At 36.9% G+C, this 16397-nt stretch carries 22 protein-coding genes; 3 read left to right on the forward strand and 19 right to left on the reverse strand.

The window, feature by feature from the left end:
* Nucleotides 1-2: 2 nt before the first annotated feature.
* The 4 genes from xerD to AC25Y1_RS02755 form a co-directional block, all read right to left on the reverse strand.
* On the reverse strand, nt 3-902 hold the full coding sequence (gene xerD / locus AC25Y1_RS02740) for a site-specific tyrosine recombinase XerD (RefSeq protein ID WP_488146415.1): 900 nt from the start codon (nt 900-902) through the stop codon (nt 3-5).
* A gap of 64 nt (nt 903-966) precedes the next feature.
* The gene (gene fur, locus AC25Y1_RS02745; RefSeq protein WP_488146416.1) at nt 967-1419 is read right to left on the reverse strand and encodes a ferric iron uptake transcriptional regulator; all 453 of its coding nucleotides are present in this window, start codon (nt 1417-1419) and stop codon (nt 967-969) included.
* A 96-nt stretch (nt 1420-1515) separates the two neighbouring features.
* Complete coding sequence (locus AC25Y1_RS02750) at nt 1516-2028, reverse strand: hypothetical protein (RefSeq protein ID WP_488146417.1); 513 nt, start codon at nt 2026-2028, stop codon at nt 1516-1518.
* 54 nt (nt 2029-2082) lie between these two features.
* Nucleotides 2083-2628 (reverse strand): NUDIX hydrolase, encoded by a 546-nt coding sequence (locus tag AC25Y1_RS02755; protein WP_488146418.1) that lies wholly within the window; start codon nt 2626-2628, stop codon nt 2083-2085.
* A 69-nt stretch (nt 2629-2697) separates the two neighbouring features.
* Here AC25Y1_RS02755 and AC25Y1_RS02760 point away from each other — a divergent pair, with 69 nt between their 5' ends.
* Nucleotides 2698-3588 (forward strand): aldo/keto reductase, encoded by an 891-nt coding sequence (locus tag AC25Y1_RS02760; RefSeq protein ID WP_488146419.1) that lies wholly within the window; start codon nt 2698-2700, stop codon nt 3586-3588.
* A 76-nt stretch (nt 3589-3664) separates the two neighbouring features.
* Here AC25Y1_RS02760 and AC25Y1_RS02765 read toward each other — a convergent pair whose 3' ends face one another.
* From AC25Y1_RS02765 to AC25Y1_RS02785, 5 genes are all read right to left on the reverse strand, one after another.
* Nucleotides 3665-4261, reverse strand: coding sequence for a YhcN/YlaJ family sporulation lipoprotein (locus AC25Y1_RS02765; RefSeq protein ID WP_488146420.1), 597 nt, complete (start codon nt 4259-4261; stop codon nt 3665-3667).
* Nucleotides 4262-4406: 145 nt separating this feature from the next.
* Complete coding sequence (locus tag AC25Y1_RS02770; RefSeq protein WP_488146421.1) at nt 4407-4556, reverse strand: hypothetical protein; 150 nt, start codon at nt 4554-4556, stop codon at nt 4407-4409.
* A gap of 128 nt (nt 4557-4684) precedes the next feature.
* Nucleotides 4685-4999 (reverse strand): thioredoxin family protein, encoded by a 315-nt coding sequence (locus AC25Y1_RS02775; protein ID WP_488146422.1) that lies wholly within the window; start codon nt 4997-4999, stop codon nt 4685-4687.
* 27 nt (nt 5000-5026) lie between these two features.
* Entirely contained in the window at nt 5027-5488 is a 462-nt protein-coding gene (locus tag AC25Y1_RS02780; protein WP_488146801.1) for a DinB family protein, read from the reverse strand.
* Nucleotides 5489-5610: 122 nt separating this feature from the next.
* A complete protein-coding gene (locus tag AC25Y1_RS02785; protein ID WP_488146423.1) occupies nt 5611-6687 on the reverse strand; it encodes a branched-chain amino acid aminotransferase in 1077 nt (358 codons plus the stop codon).
* 213 nt (nt 6688-6900) lie between these two features.
* Between AC25Y1_RS02785 and AC25Y1_RS02790 the strand changes: the two genes are divergently transcribed.
* Nucleotides 6901-7461, forward strand: a complete 561-nt coding sequence (locus tag AC25Y1_RS02790) for a thioredoxin family protein (protein WP_488146424.1) — start codon at nt 6901-6903, stop codon at nt 7459-7461.
* Between the two features lie 73 nt (nt 7462-7534).
* On the opposite strand, the gene AC25Y1_RS02795 is transcribed toward AC25Y1_RS02790, so the two are convergent.
* The 8 genes from AC25Y1_RS02795 to AC25Y1_RS02830 form a co-directional block, all read right to left on the reverse strand.
* Nucleotides 7535-8092: a hypothetical protein gene (locus AC25Y1_RS02795; RefSeq protein ID WP_488146425.1), complete on the reverse strand. Its 558-nt coding sequence runs from the start codon at nt 8090-8092 to the stop codon at nt 7535-7537.
* Nucleotides 8093-8728 (reverse strand): SCO family protein, encoded by a 636-nt coding sequence (locus AC25Y1_RS02800; protein ID WP_488146426.1) that lies wholly within the window; start codon nt 8726-8728, stop codon nt 8093-8095.
* A gap of 74 nt (nt 8729-8802) precedes the next feature.
* Nucleotides 8803-10500: a cbb3-type cytochrome c oxidase subunit I gene (locus tag AC25Y1_RS02805; protein WP_488146427.1), complete on the reverse strand. Its 1698-nt coding sequence runs from the start codon at nt 10498-10500 to the stop codon at nt 8803-8805.
* A gap of 15 nt (nt 10501-10515) precedes the next feature.
* Entirely contained in the window at nt 10516-10983 is a 468-nt protein-coding gene (locus tag AC25Y1_RS02810; protein WP_488146428.1) for a cytochrome c oxidase subunit II, read from the reverse strand.
* A 12-nt stretch (nt 10984-10995) separates the two neighbouring features.
* Nucleotides 10996-11145 carry a cytochrome c oxidase subunit 2A gene (locus AC25Y1_RS02815; protein WP_488146429.1) on the reverse strand — a complete coding sequence of 50 codons (150 nt, stop codon included), beginning with the start codon at nt 11143-11145 and terminating at the stop codon, nt 10996-10998.
* 321 nt (nt 11146-11466) lie between these two features.
* Nucleotides 11467-12150 (reverse strand): Crp/Fnr family transcriptional regulator, encoded by a 684-nt coding sequence (locus AC25Y1_RS02820; RefSeq protein WP_488146430.1) that lies wholly within the window; start codon nt 12148-12150, stop codon nt 11467-11469.
* A gap of 119 nt (nt 12151-12269) precedes the next feature.
* Nucleotides 12270-13391, reverse strand: coding sequence for an NAD(P)/FAD-dependent oxidoreductase (locus AC25Y1_RS02825; protein WP_488146431.1), 1122 nt, complete (start codon nt 13389-13391; stop codon nt 12270-12272).
* Between the two features lie 31 nt (nt 13392-13422).
* Nucleotides 13423-14199 carry a 3-hydroxybutyrate dehydrogenase gene (locus AC25Y1_RS02830; RefSeq protein WP_488146432.1) on the reverse strand — a complete coding sequence of 259 codons (777 nt, stop codon included), beginning with the start codon at nt 14197-14199 and terminating at the stop codon, nt 13423-13425.
* Between the two features lie 286 nt (nt 14200-14485).
* Between AC25Y1_RS02830 and AC25Y1_RS02835 the strand changes: the two genes are divergently transcribed.
* On the forward strand, nt 14486-15226 hold the full coding sequence (locus tag AC25Y1_RS02835; protein WP_488146433.1) for a glycerophosphodiester phosphodiesterase: 741 nt from the start codon (nt 14486-14488) through the stop codon (nt 15224-15226).
* Nucleotides 15227-15290: 64 nt separating this feature from the next.
* Here AC25Y1_RS02835 and AC25Y1_RS02840 read toward each other — a convergent pair whose 3' ends face one another.
* Nucleotides 15291-15737 carry an SRPBCC family protein gene (locus AC25Y1_RS02840; RefSeq protein ID WP_488146434.1) on the reverse strand — a complete coding sequence of 149 codons (447 nt, stop codon included), beginning with the start codon at nt 15735-15737 and terminating at the stop codon, nt 15291-15293.
* Nucleotides 15738-15764: 27 nt separating this feature from the next.
* The gene (locus AC25Y1_RS02845) at nt 15765-16355 is read right to left on the reverse strand and encodes a YdcF family protein (protein ID WP_488146435.1); all 591 of its coding nucleotides are present in this window, start codon (nt 16353-16355) and stop codon (nt 15765-15767) included.
* Nucleotides 16356-16397 lie beyond the last annotated feature (42 nt).

Genomic DNA, 16397 nt, shown 5'->3' on the forward strand with positions numbered 1-16397 from the left:
TTTCAAGCCCGCGGATGAAATTTCACATATACTTCTTTTAATCTGCTACGGCTCACATGAGTGTAGATCTGCGTTGTTGAAATATCTGCGTGCCCAAGCATTTCTTGAACAGCACGTAAATCGGCACCATTTTCTATTAAATGCGTTGCAAATGAATGCCTTAAAATATGAGGTGTCATTTTTTTTTGTATATTCACGTTAAGTGCATGAGCTTTTAATAACTTCCAGCAACCTTGACGTGTCAATCTTCCACCTCGCATATTCACAAATAATGCATTTTGAGAATCTACTTTCGCAATAAACTTTGGTCTAACAACTTTAATATATTCTGTACATGCATCAATTGCTTTATTTCCAAGTGGAATAATTCTTTCTTTTCCACCTTTGCCAAATACACGTACAAATCCCATCGTTAATTGAACATGTCCAACGTCAAGATTAATGAGTTCACTGACACGCATACCCGTTCCGTACAATAGTTCCAGTAATGCGGTATCCCTTACACCTTGTGGTTTTGATAAATCGGGTGCATCTATCAGCTTTCCCACTTCCTCTAACGATAAAACCCTCGGTAGTTTTTGTTCAATTTTAGGAAGTTCGATATGTACAGTAGGATCATTTGTAGTTACTTTCTCTCGCAACATAAACTGATGGAATGAACGAATTGATGAAATATGTCTCGAAATGGTTCTGGCAGATTTCCCTTCATCCTTCATAACTTGCAAATAAGCAATAATATTCTGTCGGGTAATATCATCGATTGATTTTGCCGCCGAGGTGTTGATGAACTCGATGTAATTAGTTAGATCCCGTTGATAAGATGTAATTGTATTCGCAGCTAGTTGACGTTCAATTTTCAAAAAGTGGACATAGTCCTCAAGGGCAAATTGTACACGCTCCATTTGTCTTCCCCTTTCAACGATAACGACAAAGAGGACAGCGGAAGGCTGTCCTCATATTCGATAATCATTTTTCAGTTTCGTGATTTTTACATCGTTTACAAGTTCCATGAAAAGTTAGCCAGTGATCTTTTATCGAAAATTCCCAGCGACTCTCTACGATTTTCTCTACCTCACCAAGAAGATCTTCTTTAATCTCATCAACTGCACCACATTCAATACAAATGAGATGATGATGAAAATGTGTTGCACCTTCTTGTCTAAGATCATAGCGCGATACACCGTCTCCAAAGTTGATTTTATCAACAACTTTTAAATCTGTAAGCAATTCCAGTGTTCGATACACAGTTGCAAGACCAATTTCAGGAGATTTCTTTTTTACAAGCAAAAAAACATCCTCTGCACTTAAGTGATCCGCTTCATTCTCAAGGAGTACCACGACTGTCGCTTCACGCTGTGGCGTCAATTTATAACTGGCGCCATGTAATTGTTTTTTTATCCGATCAACTCGGCTCTCCATTAAGACGCCCCCCTCAAACTGTCTTCATTATATCAAAACTAGATTATAGAAGACAACCGAAAGGAAAGGAAGTAAAATGTTCTAGGTCTCTAATCGTTAAAAAATATAATGATAAATTAGTAATTCAATAACTGTAATCAAGATTACCAAACCAAGTAAAAATAATAATGCTCTATCATTACGGCTTTTAAGACCAACCGTTCTAATGAAAAATGGTGGTTTTAAAATCGTACAAAATAAGAGTAATAAAAAACAAATCGCGAGTTGAAATGGAAACCACCATAATCCATATTCAACAATCTTCATACCACTAGATAGCAAGAAGCCTGTAGCAAGTCCGAATAGGACACATTTTAATGCACCAATAAAAGTAATCATAAAATGAAGTTTTTTTACAAATGATAGGACAAAAGCTATTAAAAAAAATAAAATCGTCATTAAAAAAGGCTGTATAAAATTCGCTGCATGACCATCAACAATCCTGCCATCAAAAAGTCCAAGTAAATTTTCTACAGATGCTAAGGGCATTTCTCGAAATAATAATGTTCCTCCGAGGTATCCAACTGTTAGAATGATAAATAAATAAGTAAATGAGAGTGAACGGATCATCGACTGCACCTCCGGCTAGTTAGTACACCATATGCTCGTCCATCCGAAAATAGTTCACTTTTTTAACTCATGTTTTGCATAGAGAACAGCAAAAGCTGTTTTCGCATCATATATCTCACCTGAAACAACCATTTTTTCTGCTTCTTCGATGGTTACTTCAAAAAGCTCAATAAATTCATCCTCGTCTCCCTCAGCAGGATTTTCAATGACGAATAATTCTTCAGCTAAATATAGATGAATCACTTCATCTGCAAATCCAGGAGACGTTGCAAATGATTGAATATATGTAACTTTTTGTGCGCCATATCCCGTTTCCTCTTCCAATTCACGAAGTGCTGTTTCTTTTGGATCTTCACCCGTTTCAATGCGGCCAGCAGGAATTTCGATAAGTGTTCGGTCCAGACTTTTCCGAAATTGTTTTACTAAAATCATTTTACCCTCATTCGTTATTGGAATTAGCGCAACTGCACCAGAATGTCGAACAATTTCCCTGAGTGCTAATTTACCATCCGGTAATTCAACCTCTTCTAGTTTGAGTGAAATAATATTCCCATCGTAAATTGTTTTACTCGTTAATGTTTTTTCTTCGAATTGATTCAAATTAATCAAACCTTTCAAATGGTAATTATAGTAATGACATTGTACCATTATTATTAAGGTGGTGTTTTCATGAAAAAAAGAGAATTAGGTAAAAGTGGGTTATATGTATCAGAGCTTGGATTAGGTGCAATGTCTTTACCCGAAAGCGAAACTGAAGCCAGTAAAATTGTAGAAACCGCACTTCATGCAGGTATTAACTTCTTTGATACGGCCAATATTTATGCTGTTTCTAAAAATGAAGTGCTTGTCGGCAAAGCATTAAAAAAACACCGAGATGATATTATTCTTGCGACAAAAGTTGGAAATAAGTTAAATCCTGATGGTAAGGGATGGACGTGGGATCCAAGTAGGAAAAATATTATGAAGGAAATCAAACAAAGCTTACACCGACTGGGGACAGATTATATAGATTTATATCAGCTTCACGGTGGAACAATGGAAGATGACGTTGATGAAACAATCGATGCTTTTGAAAGTCTAAAAAAAGAAGGACTAATTCGACAGTATGGAATTTCATCTATCCGTCCAAACGTCATAAAACGATTTCTGGAAAAAAGCACAGCAGTTTCCGTCATGATGCAATATTCTATGCTAGACAGAAGACCAGAAGAATGGTTTCCTATGATAAATCAACAGGGTGCATCAATCATAACCAGAGGAACCTTAGCAAAAGGTTTGTTGACGTCAGAGGGACTAGAAAGAATGAATAGTACTGACGGATACTCACTTTATAATGCGAATGATTTGCAAGCAACTATGAAATCATTAATCGATGAAGTTGCAGATTTACATGCTGCCGCAATCGCTTATACTCTCCAAGGTGATATTGTTGCGACAACACTAGTCGGTGCTCGTACTACCGAGCAACTACTCGACTCAATTATCGCATATGAAAAAAGGTGTCCAACAGAACAAATGAATAAATTGAAGAATTTAACGACCATACACCAGTATCAGTAACATCGAATTTAATGCGAATCCAAAAAAGACAACCACCCGTAAAATTTAACGGTTGGTTGTCTCTTCATAAAATCGGTTAATGCGCGTCTGGAAAAACTCTTTGGATGGCTTCCGTAAATTCACTGAAAAATCCTTCTATAGGTTCACCTGCGTTAATCTGTTCAACATAACCCGTCATTCTTTCAACAAAATCTGGGTTTAATGATACATAAACATTTTCAATTTCGGTATTTGCTTCTCTTACTTTGTCTGCAATCTTATTTTCTAAATCAGTTGAAAGCATTTGTTCTGGACTGTCATTGTTCATGCCCTCATCTTCATTAGTATCCGTATTTTCGGTACTATTTTCTGTATCGCCTGTATTCGTATCTGTCTCACCATTGTCAACTGTGTTCCCGTCTAATACAACTGCTGCATAAGCATTTTGATCTGTTATGAGCACATTCGCACTTTCCACGCCGTCCAATTCCATAATCCGATCCGCCGCATCTTGTGCAACTTCAACATTTCTATCTCCATCGTTATTCGCATTTTCTTCTATCCCTTGGTCTTCGTTCGTGTCCGCATTGTTATTTGTCGCCTCATCGTCGTTGGCGTTTTGATTGTTAGCATTACAGGCCATTAATGACAATGACATGAACATGGCTGTTAAAAACAGTGTGATTTTCTTCATGAATATTCCTCCCTAATGAATTTGTAACCGTAGGATAACCATTCATGTCAGAATTATGTATTTGAATCGATTCGAATTTCATAAAAATTGTTTTTAGCCATAAACTATAGTTATACGCCGAAAAAGGGAGGCGAATGCTTCCCTTTTAGTTTTTATTTAACTTGTTGTTTTGTTGCTCATTACTTTGTCCGATAACCGATAAATCTTCTACAGCCCTATCATAACCGTAACCATATTCTTCTTTACTTTTCTCGTTTTTTGATTTAGCTTTTTCATTTTTATTATTTGGTTTCAAGTAACGTCACCTCCGTCATCGATAGATTGCTCAATTAGTCGGCTTTTATGCTAATCGTTATTTAAAAACAAAAAAAGAAATACCGTAAACGAGAACATTTACGGTATTTCTGATTTATAGGGATTTTTTTAGGATAGACTATTCAAAAACGCTTCAATTTCTGCTTGTGTTTTACGGTCTTTACTTACAAAACGACCTATTTCTTTGCCTTCGTTAAAAGCTAGAAAGCTCGGGATTCCAAAAACATCATGTTCTGTACATAAGTCGATAAACTCATCACGATCAACTGATATAAATGTATATTCAGGATAATCTACTTCAATTACAGGTAAAAAAGGCTCAATCACTCTGCAGTCTGGGCACCAATCTGCTGTAAACATAAAAATTGTACGCTCTTCGTTTTTCAGTTGTTCAAACTGGTCTTTCGATTGTAATTCGTCCATAACCAAACCTCCTTTAGAAACAGTCCTTCACTCAAATAAATTCATGGCATTGATTGCGCCTGAATGGGTTCCTTCATGCCAACTTAAAAACTGAATGTATCCTTCAATACTATCAATCGTCATGATATTATCTCCAATGACTAGTGGTTCTGCTGCTTTATCTGCAAGATTATTTTCGACAACTGGAATAATCCTTTCCAGTTGGGCGCGTAGTGCTGCTAATACGACCTCACCCGTAGGAACTTCGCCTTGCCACTCATCTGGACTCGTTCCATCTATAAATAATGGAATCCATTCTGCATTAAAAGGTTCATAAGTTTCCACACAATCATGGATAAATTGCTCAACCGTAACAAAAATATGACCAGCATGCCATAAAATATTATTATTAAGGCCTTTTGGTTGAAGTTCCCATTTTGGATTCTCTACTCTTTTTAGTCGCCCGATTGTATGCATCCGCGATAGCTTAAGTTGCTGTATTGTTTCGATGGTTTCTCCCCCCTTTTAAAAGTACTTAACTTAACTGTAAATGATTACATGTCAATTTGAAATTAAGTAGCTCTAAAAGGCGATTTTGCTATTCGAGATTTTTATACAATCACTTAAAATATTCATCTCTGAACTTCAATAACCCAGTTAAATGGATCATCAATTTCTCCAGTTTGAATACCCGTTAAGTTATCATACAATCTCTTTGAAAGTTCCCCGGTTTCACCATTGTTAACTTCGTATTTTTTATCTTTCCAATTAAATTCGCCAACTGGAGAAATGACTGCGGCGGTACCAGTTCCAAAAACTTCTTCTAACGTACCGTTTTCAGCTGCTTCTTTAATTTCCTCAATCGTAATTTTACGTTCAGTGACTGGAATATCCCAATGATTTAATAATTGAATAATTGATTTCCTAGTGATTCCTTCTAAAATACTTCCATTCAGCATTGGCGTAATAACTTCTCCATTGACTTTAAAGAAAATATTCATGCTTCCAACTTCTTCGATATATTTCTTTTCAACACCATCTAACCATAATACTTGTGCATAGCCCTTTTCATCGGCAAGTTCCTGTGCTCGAAGACCTGACGCATAGTTGCCTGCAGTTTTTGCAGTGCCGGTACCACCTGCAACCGCTCGAACATATTCGTTTTCGACTAGTATTTTAACAGGATGAATACCTGATTTATAATAAGACCCTACTGGGGATAAAATAATCATAAACTTGTACGTTTTTGAAGGTGAAACGCCTAGATGTGGTTCAGTAGCTATCATGAAAGGACGGATATAAAGCGATGTACCTTTTGCTGTTGGAATCCACTCTTGATCAATGATCAGTAATTCTTTTAACGCTTTTATGGCAAGTTCTTCGTCAATTTGCGGCATACAAAGACGCGCGCTTGATTGGTTCATTCTCCGCATATTTTGTTCTGGACGGAACAGCCTTATAGCGCCATCCTTTGATATGTATGCTTTTAATCCTTCGAATACAGTTTGACCATAATGGAAAACAACTGATGCCGGATCTAATGTTAGGGGTTCGTATGGAATAATTCTATGTCCACTCCAACCCTGTCCTTCCGTATAATCTGCAACAAACATATGATCCGTGAAAACAGTACCAAATGCTAATTGGCTTGATTCCGGTTTTCCTTTTTTCGTTTCGCTTAATTTAACTTCTATCATTTGTACTGTCATGATGACTATCCCCTTCAGTCCTATATTTTACATTGATTATCATTCATTCAATCGTATTAAGGAATTAATATAATATTATACCCCCAATCTCCAGAAAGGAAAAGGCTATTTGAAATATTCTTTATTTAAATCATCTTCTAAGCATTAAGGTTTACCAATCCTGTCTCTATCGTTACAATTTACTATATAGTCATTTGAAGGAGTGGAATAGAAATGGGATTAAATAATTGGTATGAAAAAGGAATTACACCTGATGAATATATTAAGTCTTTAGAGAAACATAAATCTGGTTTTTCAAATATTTATGCAAACTTCTCAGTTCCTAAAGACGAGGAATTTTTACAATTACTAGATAAACAAGAGTTGCGAGTGGTTGTGTTGGCTGAACCTTGGTGTGGGCATTGTATGTTAAACATTCCAGTATTGCTGCGTCTTACAGAAAAAACAAATATACCGGTTCGTATACTTCCAAGAGACGAAAACTTAGAACTGATGGATCAGTATTTAACAAACGGTAAATCACGTACCATTCCAATTTTCATCTTTATTGATAATGATGGCAATGAAGTTGCCAAATGGGGACCGATTGCTGAACGAACAAAGCAATTTGTTAGTCAGTACAGAGATAGCTTACCCGAAAAAGATGCACCAGATTATGATGAGAAATTTAAAGAAATGATTGGCATAACATCAAAAGCATTTAAAGAGGATATTCAACTTTGGATTGGTGCTTATGAAAGTATGAAACAAACATTGCTCAATAGTATAAAGTAATTGCAGAAAGTACGAGAAGAAATTCATTTCTCGTACTTTTTATTTGGTACTCATTCTGAGGCGTTTAAATATGTCATTCATAAGCCGATTGATCTGTAAATGAAATGTACAACAAATAGATTACCAAGCAAATGGCCATTGTTAAAAATCCCCAACCTAGCGTGATTTGCTCGATTAATAAGTAGTTATTACATAATTGCACAGGTGATTTTACATAAAGCATTCCCAATCCAAAAGACATAATCATTATGACGATTAAAAAGATATTCCTTTTGAACACACTAAGTTTTCTCCAACTATCCCGTAACGGCACACCCGCTAAGAATGGCAAACTGATGAATTTAAAAATTTCAACGCTATTGAGCGTTAGCGCCTCATCCATCGTTCTAGGAATCATCCAATATACCAATATAACTAGAAAAAGAAGTATGCCTGGTATGCCGTTTTGATTCCACGTTTCGAAAAACTTTGGGAAACGTAACAGAAAAAACTTTGCCATAAAAAAACCTGCAATTATCAGTAACGGCATTTGCATATGCATATGGATAATCATTATTGATTCCAATAGATTTGCGACTGGAGGAAGAGCTAAGAATACAAATAAAAGTAAACCATATTTAGCTTGTTTCATTTATAACGCCCCCACTTCGCTCTTCAGGATATTTATAATTTTTGTTGCTGAGCCTTCTATATCCTGATAATCCATGACATCAATTAAACTACCTTCTTTATCAACCAAATAAAATGCAGAGTTATGAGCGTAATTTCCGTAGTCATCTGGAATTACGATAACACCAAACTCATCTAACAAAATTTCTAATTCCGCCGTGTTTTCAATTCTAGCCATTCTCCATGTTTCTCCATCGCTACCAAAATAGTCTTTGTACATATCCAATCTAGCCGGATCATCAATCGTAGGATCGAAGCTAATGCTTAAGAACACAATTTCTTCACCGATGAATTTCTCCGGGATTCGATTATATACCTCAGCCATATTCATTTCCAAATCAATACAAACCGTAGTACAAGTTGTATAGATAAATGTGATGAACACATATTTATTTTGAAATTCAGAAAATGGATAGATACGCTGATTACTATCTTCCAGCGTTACGATTGGAAAATTAGGTCTATCCTCTTTTAATTGGTTCACCCGGGCAGTTTCAGCAGTATATGCGCTAAATCCATCGGTTCCAAAATAGAACAGTGCAAAACCGAATACTAGCACAATAACAATCCCTACCGAATTCCGATGTTCTCTCATCATTACCACTCTCCATACAATTATTCTTCTAACAGCAAGAGAGATAGCCCTTAGACTCTCTCTCTTTTAATAGCACATTACCAGGTTCTAAATGGCGGTGACCCCGGCGGTGCATTTACAATTAAATCAACAAGGGGTATGACGTAACCCATTGAAACTACGAGTAGCATGATGACAATCCATAATCCCCACCGATCTGTCCACATTGGTGTTTTTTCTTCTTCTTCCTCAGGTTCTGCAATCGGAAATTCTGTATTTCCTTTAGGTGCGAAGAACATCATATGGAATACCGCGTACACTTGAAGGAGGACACCGATGATTAAAAGAGTTCCCCCGATTGCTAACAAGAACATATACGGATCCCATCCAAGTGCCACTACATGATCTCCGTAGGTTGTATATGAAGTTCTACGAGGCGATCCGAGTAACCCAACATAGTGCATCGATCCTGACATAAAGAGCATCCCGAATGTCCAAATTATTGTTTGGATAACCCCAAGTTTATTCATTGCTTGAGTTAGAACCCGCTTTGATAAATACGGGATTAACCAATAAGTGATTCCGAAGAACGTCAAGATGACTGAAGTTCCAACAGTCAAATGGAAGTGGCCTACTACCCATAACGTGTTATGGACAACTTGGTTAAGTTGGTTCGTTGTCTGAGCAATTCCCCCCGCACCAGCTGGTATGAAGGCTACCATTGCGATGAATGGCGCTAAGAAGCGAACATCCCCCCATGGGAGCTTTTTCCACCAACCAAGTAACCCTTTCCCTCCTTTTGCTCTTCCTGTACGTTCAAAAACATAGAACAAAGCAAATGCCGTCATTAATGAAGGGAATGCGATTGATAAACTCATAAATACATGTAAGAATTTGAGCGCTTCCGACATTCCTGGGTCGACAATTTGATGGTGAAATCCACCTGGAATGTTTGTAACGACAAGCAATATGACGACAACACGCGTTAACGTATCACTAAACCGTCTTCCTCCGATGATCTTAGGAACAATAACATACCATGCAGACACCGCTGTTAAATACCAAATATTCACGAGCGTATGCCCGAATGCCCAAAATAACGTACGACTGACCATGACGTTTACGGTTTCAAGTAAGCCTGCCGACCAAAAGATTAACGTAACAACTTCTACCGTGACCCCGATACTACCGAAGAATAATAGAACAAATACGCCTGTCGCAAAGAAAGCGAAAATCGGGATATGCTTTCCTGGATTACTTTTTCGCCATTTAGCAATGTTTATAAATGCTCCAAACGCACACATCCAAACGCCTAGCACGATTAAAGCTAAACCGATGTAGAAGAACGGCGATGCTGCCATTGGTGGATAAAACGTATACAAGACAGTTGCATCATTCATCATTACCGGTACTATCGTTACGACAAAACCAACCATTTTCATCCAAAATCCAATCCAGGCCATTTTCCTGACCTGCGGTAGTAATCCACCAAGTGTATGAGATAGACCCGCATAAAAATAGCCGATTGTAAAGAATGCTGTTAATACTAAAACCAATAATATACCATGTGCTGTTAATACTTGATAATAGGTGAACCAAGAAGGTAGTTGTAATAATCCTGCACGTTCCAACCCCTGAAATAACCCTAAAAACCCACCAAAAAGCAATGCAATAAACGCAACGGCCATATAAGATTTTGATAGTTTGGCATCCTCAGGAACTACACCTAGAATTTGATTAGCTTTTTCTTTAATTGTTTTCTTATTTAAATTCGGATTGTTAATGACTGTTTCCACTTTACATCCCTCCTTTTATTTAACAAAAATTGTCGTGCTCATCATTTGGTGACCAATTCCGCAGTATTCATTACAAAGAACTAAATATTCACCGGGTTCTTTAAATGTCTGCGTGATCTTTTGAATGTGTCCAGGCATTACCATGGCATTTAAGTTTGTACCAGCAACTTGAAATCCATGGATAACGTCTTTTGAAGTCATCGTAAACGTTACCTTTGCCCCAACAGGTACCTCGATATTGCTTGGCGTGAAACCGAATGTTTGTAAGGTCATCACGACTTCATATTCATTGTCCCCTGTTTGAAAAACACCGGGATTATCGAATGGTGCTGTTTCATCAACTTTTTGCGGATCAATTGTTTCTTTATGACTTGGGGGACCCATTCCCAACGCAAATGTTTGATAGCCGACAACTAACATAAAAATGATTAAGATTCCAAAACTTAATGCAAGCCAAATTTCCTCATAACGATGCATTTTCATGGTTTTTCCTCCTTATACTCTTATCATGTATAAAACGAATAACACTAAATACGTGGCGATAATTACCGCGGCTACGACTCCCACTGAAAACATTGTCCCTTTTAGTGAGTATTTCTCGTTTTGTTCCACTTCTTTCTTGACATCAGTTTTTTCGGTTACCATCCGAAAGCACCTCCTATTGTCTTCTTGTTTTCAGTTTAATTGATAACAATTCTCAACGATGTGATATTAATCACATTAAAAAAAGCAGTTAGAAAATTATGTATTTAGTTTAGATAAATCACTAAATCACAGTAATTTCCCTTGACTCCAAACATTGTTATAACAACGTTTCCAGATAATCCTGACTGCTATTTTTGAATAAGAATTGTCTCGTAAGGTAAATATAGCGAAGTGACAAAACTGTGAACTCTACTAAAGCTCCAATAAATCAAAAAAATGCTGTTCAAATGAGATTTCTCATTCGAACAGCATTTTTATGAATTAGTATACTTCTTCTTTTAATTTATCAGGGTAAATGTAAAAGTGTCCATCGACCAATTTTACTTTCTCTTCTTTCCGTAACTGTGAAATCATGCGGTTTACAGATTCCCTGGTAGTTCCTATCATGTTGGCAAGATCCGAATTGGTGAACCGTGTATTTATCTTAATCCAACCATTTTTCTCATTGCCTTTATGGGTTTCGCCGAGGCGAATCAATAATAGAAGAATTCTTTCCTTTGTGCTTCGTAAAGCCATTTCTTCTAATCGTTGTTGCCTATCAACAATTAGATCACCCAACAGACGGAATAACTTTATTGATAGCTGAGGGTTAGTAATTAATACATTTTCAAAATCTTTGAGCGATATTAAATAGAGCGAGGTATCCTCAATTGCTTGTGCATTCGCTGGATAATTCTCCTTTCGGAAAAAACCGACGTTTGGAAACATATCGCCTTGCTGTTTCACACAAATAATTTGTTCTTTTCCCGACAGGTCGTTTCTAAACACTTTCACTTTGCCTGAAGCAACAATATAGACATGTGTGATTGGGCTTTCATGCAAAAAGATAATGTTTTTATCGGGAAATGTTCTTATTGTCATGACCTCAAGAAAAGGTTTAATTTCCACTTCTGTTAAATCTTTAAAAATCTTTATATTTCTTATTATACTTTCTAGCTTTTCCAATAGAAACACCTCCTATTAGATTCAGAATCTTAATTAAACTTATTTTCATTTTATCATAGATTACTGATTAAGTTTAATGTACTCATGTCGAAATAGTGAAATGATTATGTAAATGAGACTTAATCAGTTAAGATTGCCGTGGAAACGTCATATAAATCTAGGTCAATATCAAGTTTCTCACCAAGTATGAGCTTTGAAAGTTGATATCCTAAAAAGGGACCAACCGTTAATCCCGACGCACCAAGTCCATTTGCAAGAACTAACCCCTTAACATCAGGCACTTCCCCGATAATCGGCAGAAAGTTCGGCGTGAATGGTCGAAACCCTACACGCGCCTCTATAAATTCTGCTTCTGCTAAACCGGGGGCGATTGATAGTGCTTTGTCAAAAATTTCGTGTAGGCCACCTGCTGTAACTTTCATATTATATTCCATATCATCTTCATGGGTTGCTCCAATAACGATTCGGCCATTATCAAATGCCAGTATATATTGATTTGTAGGCGGCATAACAACAGGCCAGTTATCTGTATTTTGATCACCGAGTTGGAGATGAGCAATTTGGGCTTTTTGACCTTTGACTTGTAGATTTATCCCGAGTGGCGCAAGTAACTCGCCCGCCCATGCACCGGCTGTGATCAGTACTTTGTCTGCACGGATTTTTTTATTACCCACGTTAACACCTGTTACTTCATTAGCTGAATGCATTAGTTCAGCTGAACCTCTTACAAAAATAGCGCCATGCTTTTTCGCTGCATCTATCAGTGCTTTTACTAATTCGCGTCCATTTACTCTTGCTGCGCCACTAATATGTACAGATCCAAATTCATTTAACAATGGAGGAAATAAAGAGGATGTTTCTTCCGGAGTCAATTTTCGAATTTCTCCAATTTCATTAGCATCTTTTTTTCTCAAATTTGCTCGTTCTTCCATTTTATCTAGTTTTACTGAATCGGTATGTAAACTAATTGCCCCAACTTTGCGATAACCAGTTTCTGTTTCACCATCATTTTCTAGTTGTCGAATAAGTGTTTCGTAATAAGCAGCCCCGCTTTTCGCAAGTGAATACCAAGCCTTATTTCGCCTTTGAGATAACCACGGGCAAATGATACCAGCTGCTGCACTAGAGGCCTGTCCAGGTTCCTCTCGATCTATTACAGTAACATCGGCTCCACTTTTAGCTAATTGATAGGCAGTGGATGCACCTAATATTCCAGCACCAACTATGACAAACTTCTTCATTGAAAACTCCTTTTCTTAAACAGATTTTACATTACTGAGCGGTATATCCACCGTCGAGGATAACCGCTTGTCCCGTCATTCCTTTGGCTTTATCACTTGCAAGAAAAAGTGCTAAATCCGAAACCTCTGATACATCAAGTAAGCGCTTTTGTGGGATAAGTGGATAGAGAACTTCTTCCAATACTTTCTCAAGGGCAACATTTCGACTATTCGCCAAATCTTCCATCTGATTGCGGACCAGTGCTGTGTCGACATATCCCGGACAAATTGCATTTACTGTAATACCATATTCTGCACCCTCAAGTGCCGTAACTTTCGTCAAACCGATGAGACCATGCTTCGCGCTGTTATAAGCTGATTTACCTACAAAGCCGATTACACCATTAATAGAGGCCATATTGAGAATACGACCATACTTTTGTTTTTTCATGACTTGAAAAGCATATTTCGTAGCTATGAACGGTGCTACCAACATAATTTTCGTCATTAATTCAAATTTTTCTACTGGGAAATCCTCAACCAAGTCAATATGCTGAAGACCTGCATTATTAACAAGAACGTCCAGTCTCCCATATTTCCTTATTGTTTCTTCAATCGCCTGTTTGATTTCCATTTCCTTTGTGACATCACACTTAATCCCATAACATTCAAACCCTTTTTGTCGTAGTGAGTCCGCCACTTTTTTCACTTGGCTTTCATTGATGTCTGTAAAAACCACTTTTGCACCTTCTTTTGCAAAAGCGACGCCAATTTCATAGCCTATTCCGCTTGCTGCTCCGGTAATGAAAACTACATTATTATCCAACATCATACACTGCCCCCTTTAAATTAGTGCTTAAAAGCTATCGATATTTTCTATGTAAAAGTATATCATATTTAGCTATTTCTTCGTCGTCTCCTTTCGTTCACTAAACCCTATCAAAGCCTAGAAATAACTAAATCTAAACTGGGTGTTATTATCGTGATGATTGGAAGAGATAACGATGACATTTACCTCTGATACCTTTTACATAGTTTTCACATAATCTGAAATAGAATATGATACAGTAGGTTATAGAAAGATATACATTCGAATCTATACGAGGAGTGTTTTAATGAAGATATATGCTCACCGAGGATCGTCGGGTACACATCCAGAAAATACACTTTCCGCATTTTTGGATGCTGCCAAACTGCCCATTCATGGAATAGAATTCGATGTGCATATGACTAAAGATGGTGAATTGGTCATTATTCATGATGAGAAAATTGACAGAACTTCAAATGGCAAAGGGTATGTAAAGGACAAAACACTAGCAGAGTTAAGAAACTATGATTTCGGCTCTTGGTTTTCCCCCAAATTCAAAGGAGAACGCATTCCTACATTAGAAGAAGCTTTAGATATCTATTCTGACACATCACATCATTTGAATATTGAACTAAAATCTGATGTTATAAATTACCCTGGTATGACCGAAAAGGTATTGGATGTAGTTAGCAACCTAAATTTAGATCAACGTATCGTTATTTCATCATTTAATCTCGATGCCATTCGAACAGTAGAGGAACTAGCACCTCATATCGAAACGGGCGCATTGTTTCTTAAGCCATTAAAAAATCCACTTGAAACCGTATTGACAATTCCAGCAGATGCACTACATATCCGGTTTAAAACTGCTTTAAAACCTGCTATGCAGCCTGTCTATGCAGCGAAAATTCCTGTAAGAGTCTACACCGTAAATACGGTTAAATACGTAAACGATTTAAATAAAATTGGTGTAGAAGCAATTTTCACTGATTTTCCTGAAGAAATGTATGCCTATGTAACCCATAAACTAAACAAATCATCAAAATGATTGATTGGTCGGTCCACCCAAAAAAAAATTGCACTTATGTCATGTGGACCGCCAAATTTTCCACTTAACCATTCTCGGCAACCTCTTTAACTCGTTGAACAAACTTAACGACAATCTTACCACTCGCAAATAATAAAAAAGGTTTGATGAACCATTTTAATGGTTTATTTGTTGTTGTATATTTAAAAAAAGTCTTATCATCCGCTAGTTTCACTAATTCATATTTCGCTGTAATTTCAAACATATTTGAAAGTGTGAAACCAGCTTTCATCATTTTTTCATTGGGTTCATCCTTATATTCCAGCGTTTCCACTTCGTACTCCATTTCCCTTTTTCCTTCTTTATATTTCTGCAAATAAATACTTCCAACCATATCATCCGTTACCGTAATGGGGTCATTTGCCATAACTTGCGGCATTACCTTTTGCATATTTTCTAAAGTACCATTGAAAATCCTCCAAACATCCTCAATGGGTGCATTAATTTCTATTTCATTTGACCACTGTTTCATTAGTATTATCTCCTTCAAAAAAGAATTTTATTTTCCGACAATCGCAGTTTTGATTAACGCCAAACGTTCACGTATTCTAAGCTTTTGTTCAACAACTTTTGGTGTTTTAGCTGCAACCACATCGGATTTAAGTCCGAGACTCTTAGCTATTTTTTGTGATCTAGCTAAATGATAATCGCTTGTAATAATGGTTACTTGTTCTATAGAACTAGGGATTTTTTCCATTGAATATTGTATATTTTCATAGGTAGAGGTGGACATGTTTTCTAACAGTAAACGTTCTTCTTGGATCCCATGGTCAACTAAAAAACGCTTCATGGCTTCCGCCTCACTAATATACTCCCCCGCACCTTGACCACCGGATAATATCAAGTTGACATGAGGATACAATTTTGCATATTCCAATGCAGCATCCAATCTATATTGTAATGACAGTGAAGGTATTTCACCATTCACTTTTGCACCAAGAATAATTGCATAGTCATTCGATCCATTTGCTTTTTGTTTAAGCCCATCCTTCATCCATTGTCCTGTAAGAATCCATAAGAAAATAATGATGAAAACAATTATTATAGAAGTTGTTAGTGTTATTCTCGTGAAAAGACTTATTATAACCACTCATTTCTTTTGAAAAATCATTTGTTTAAAACTGCAATCAAT

Source organism: Sporosarcina sp. Y1009 (genome assembly GCF_057669865.1).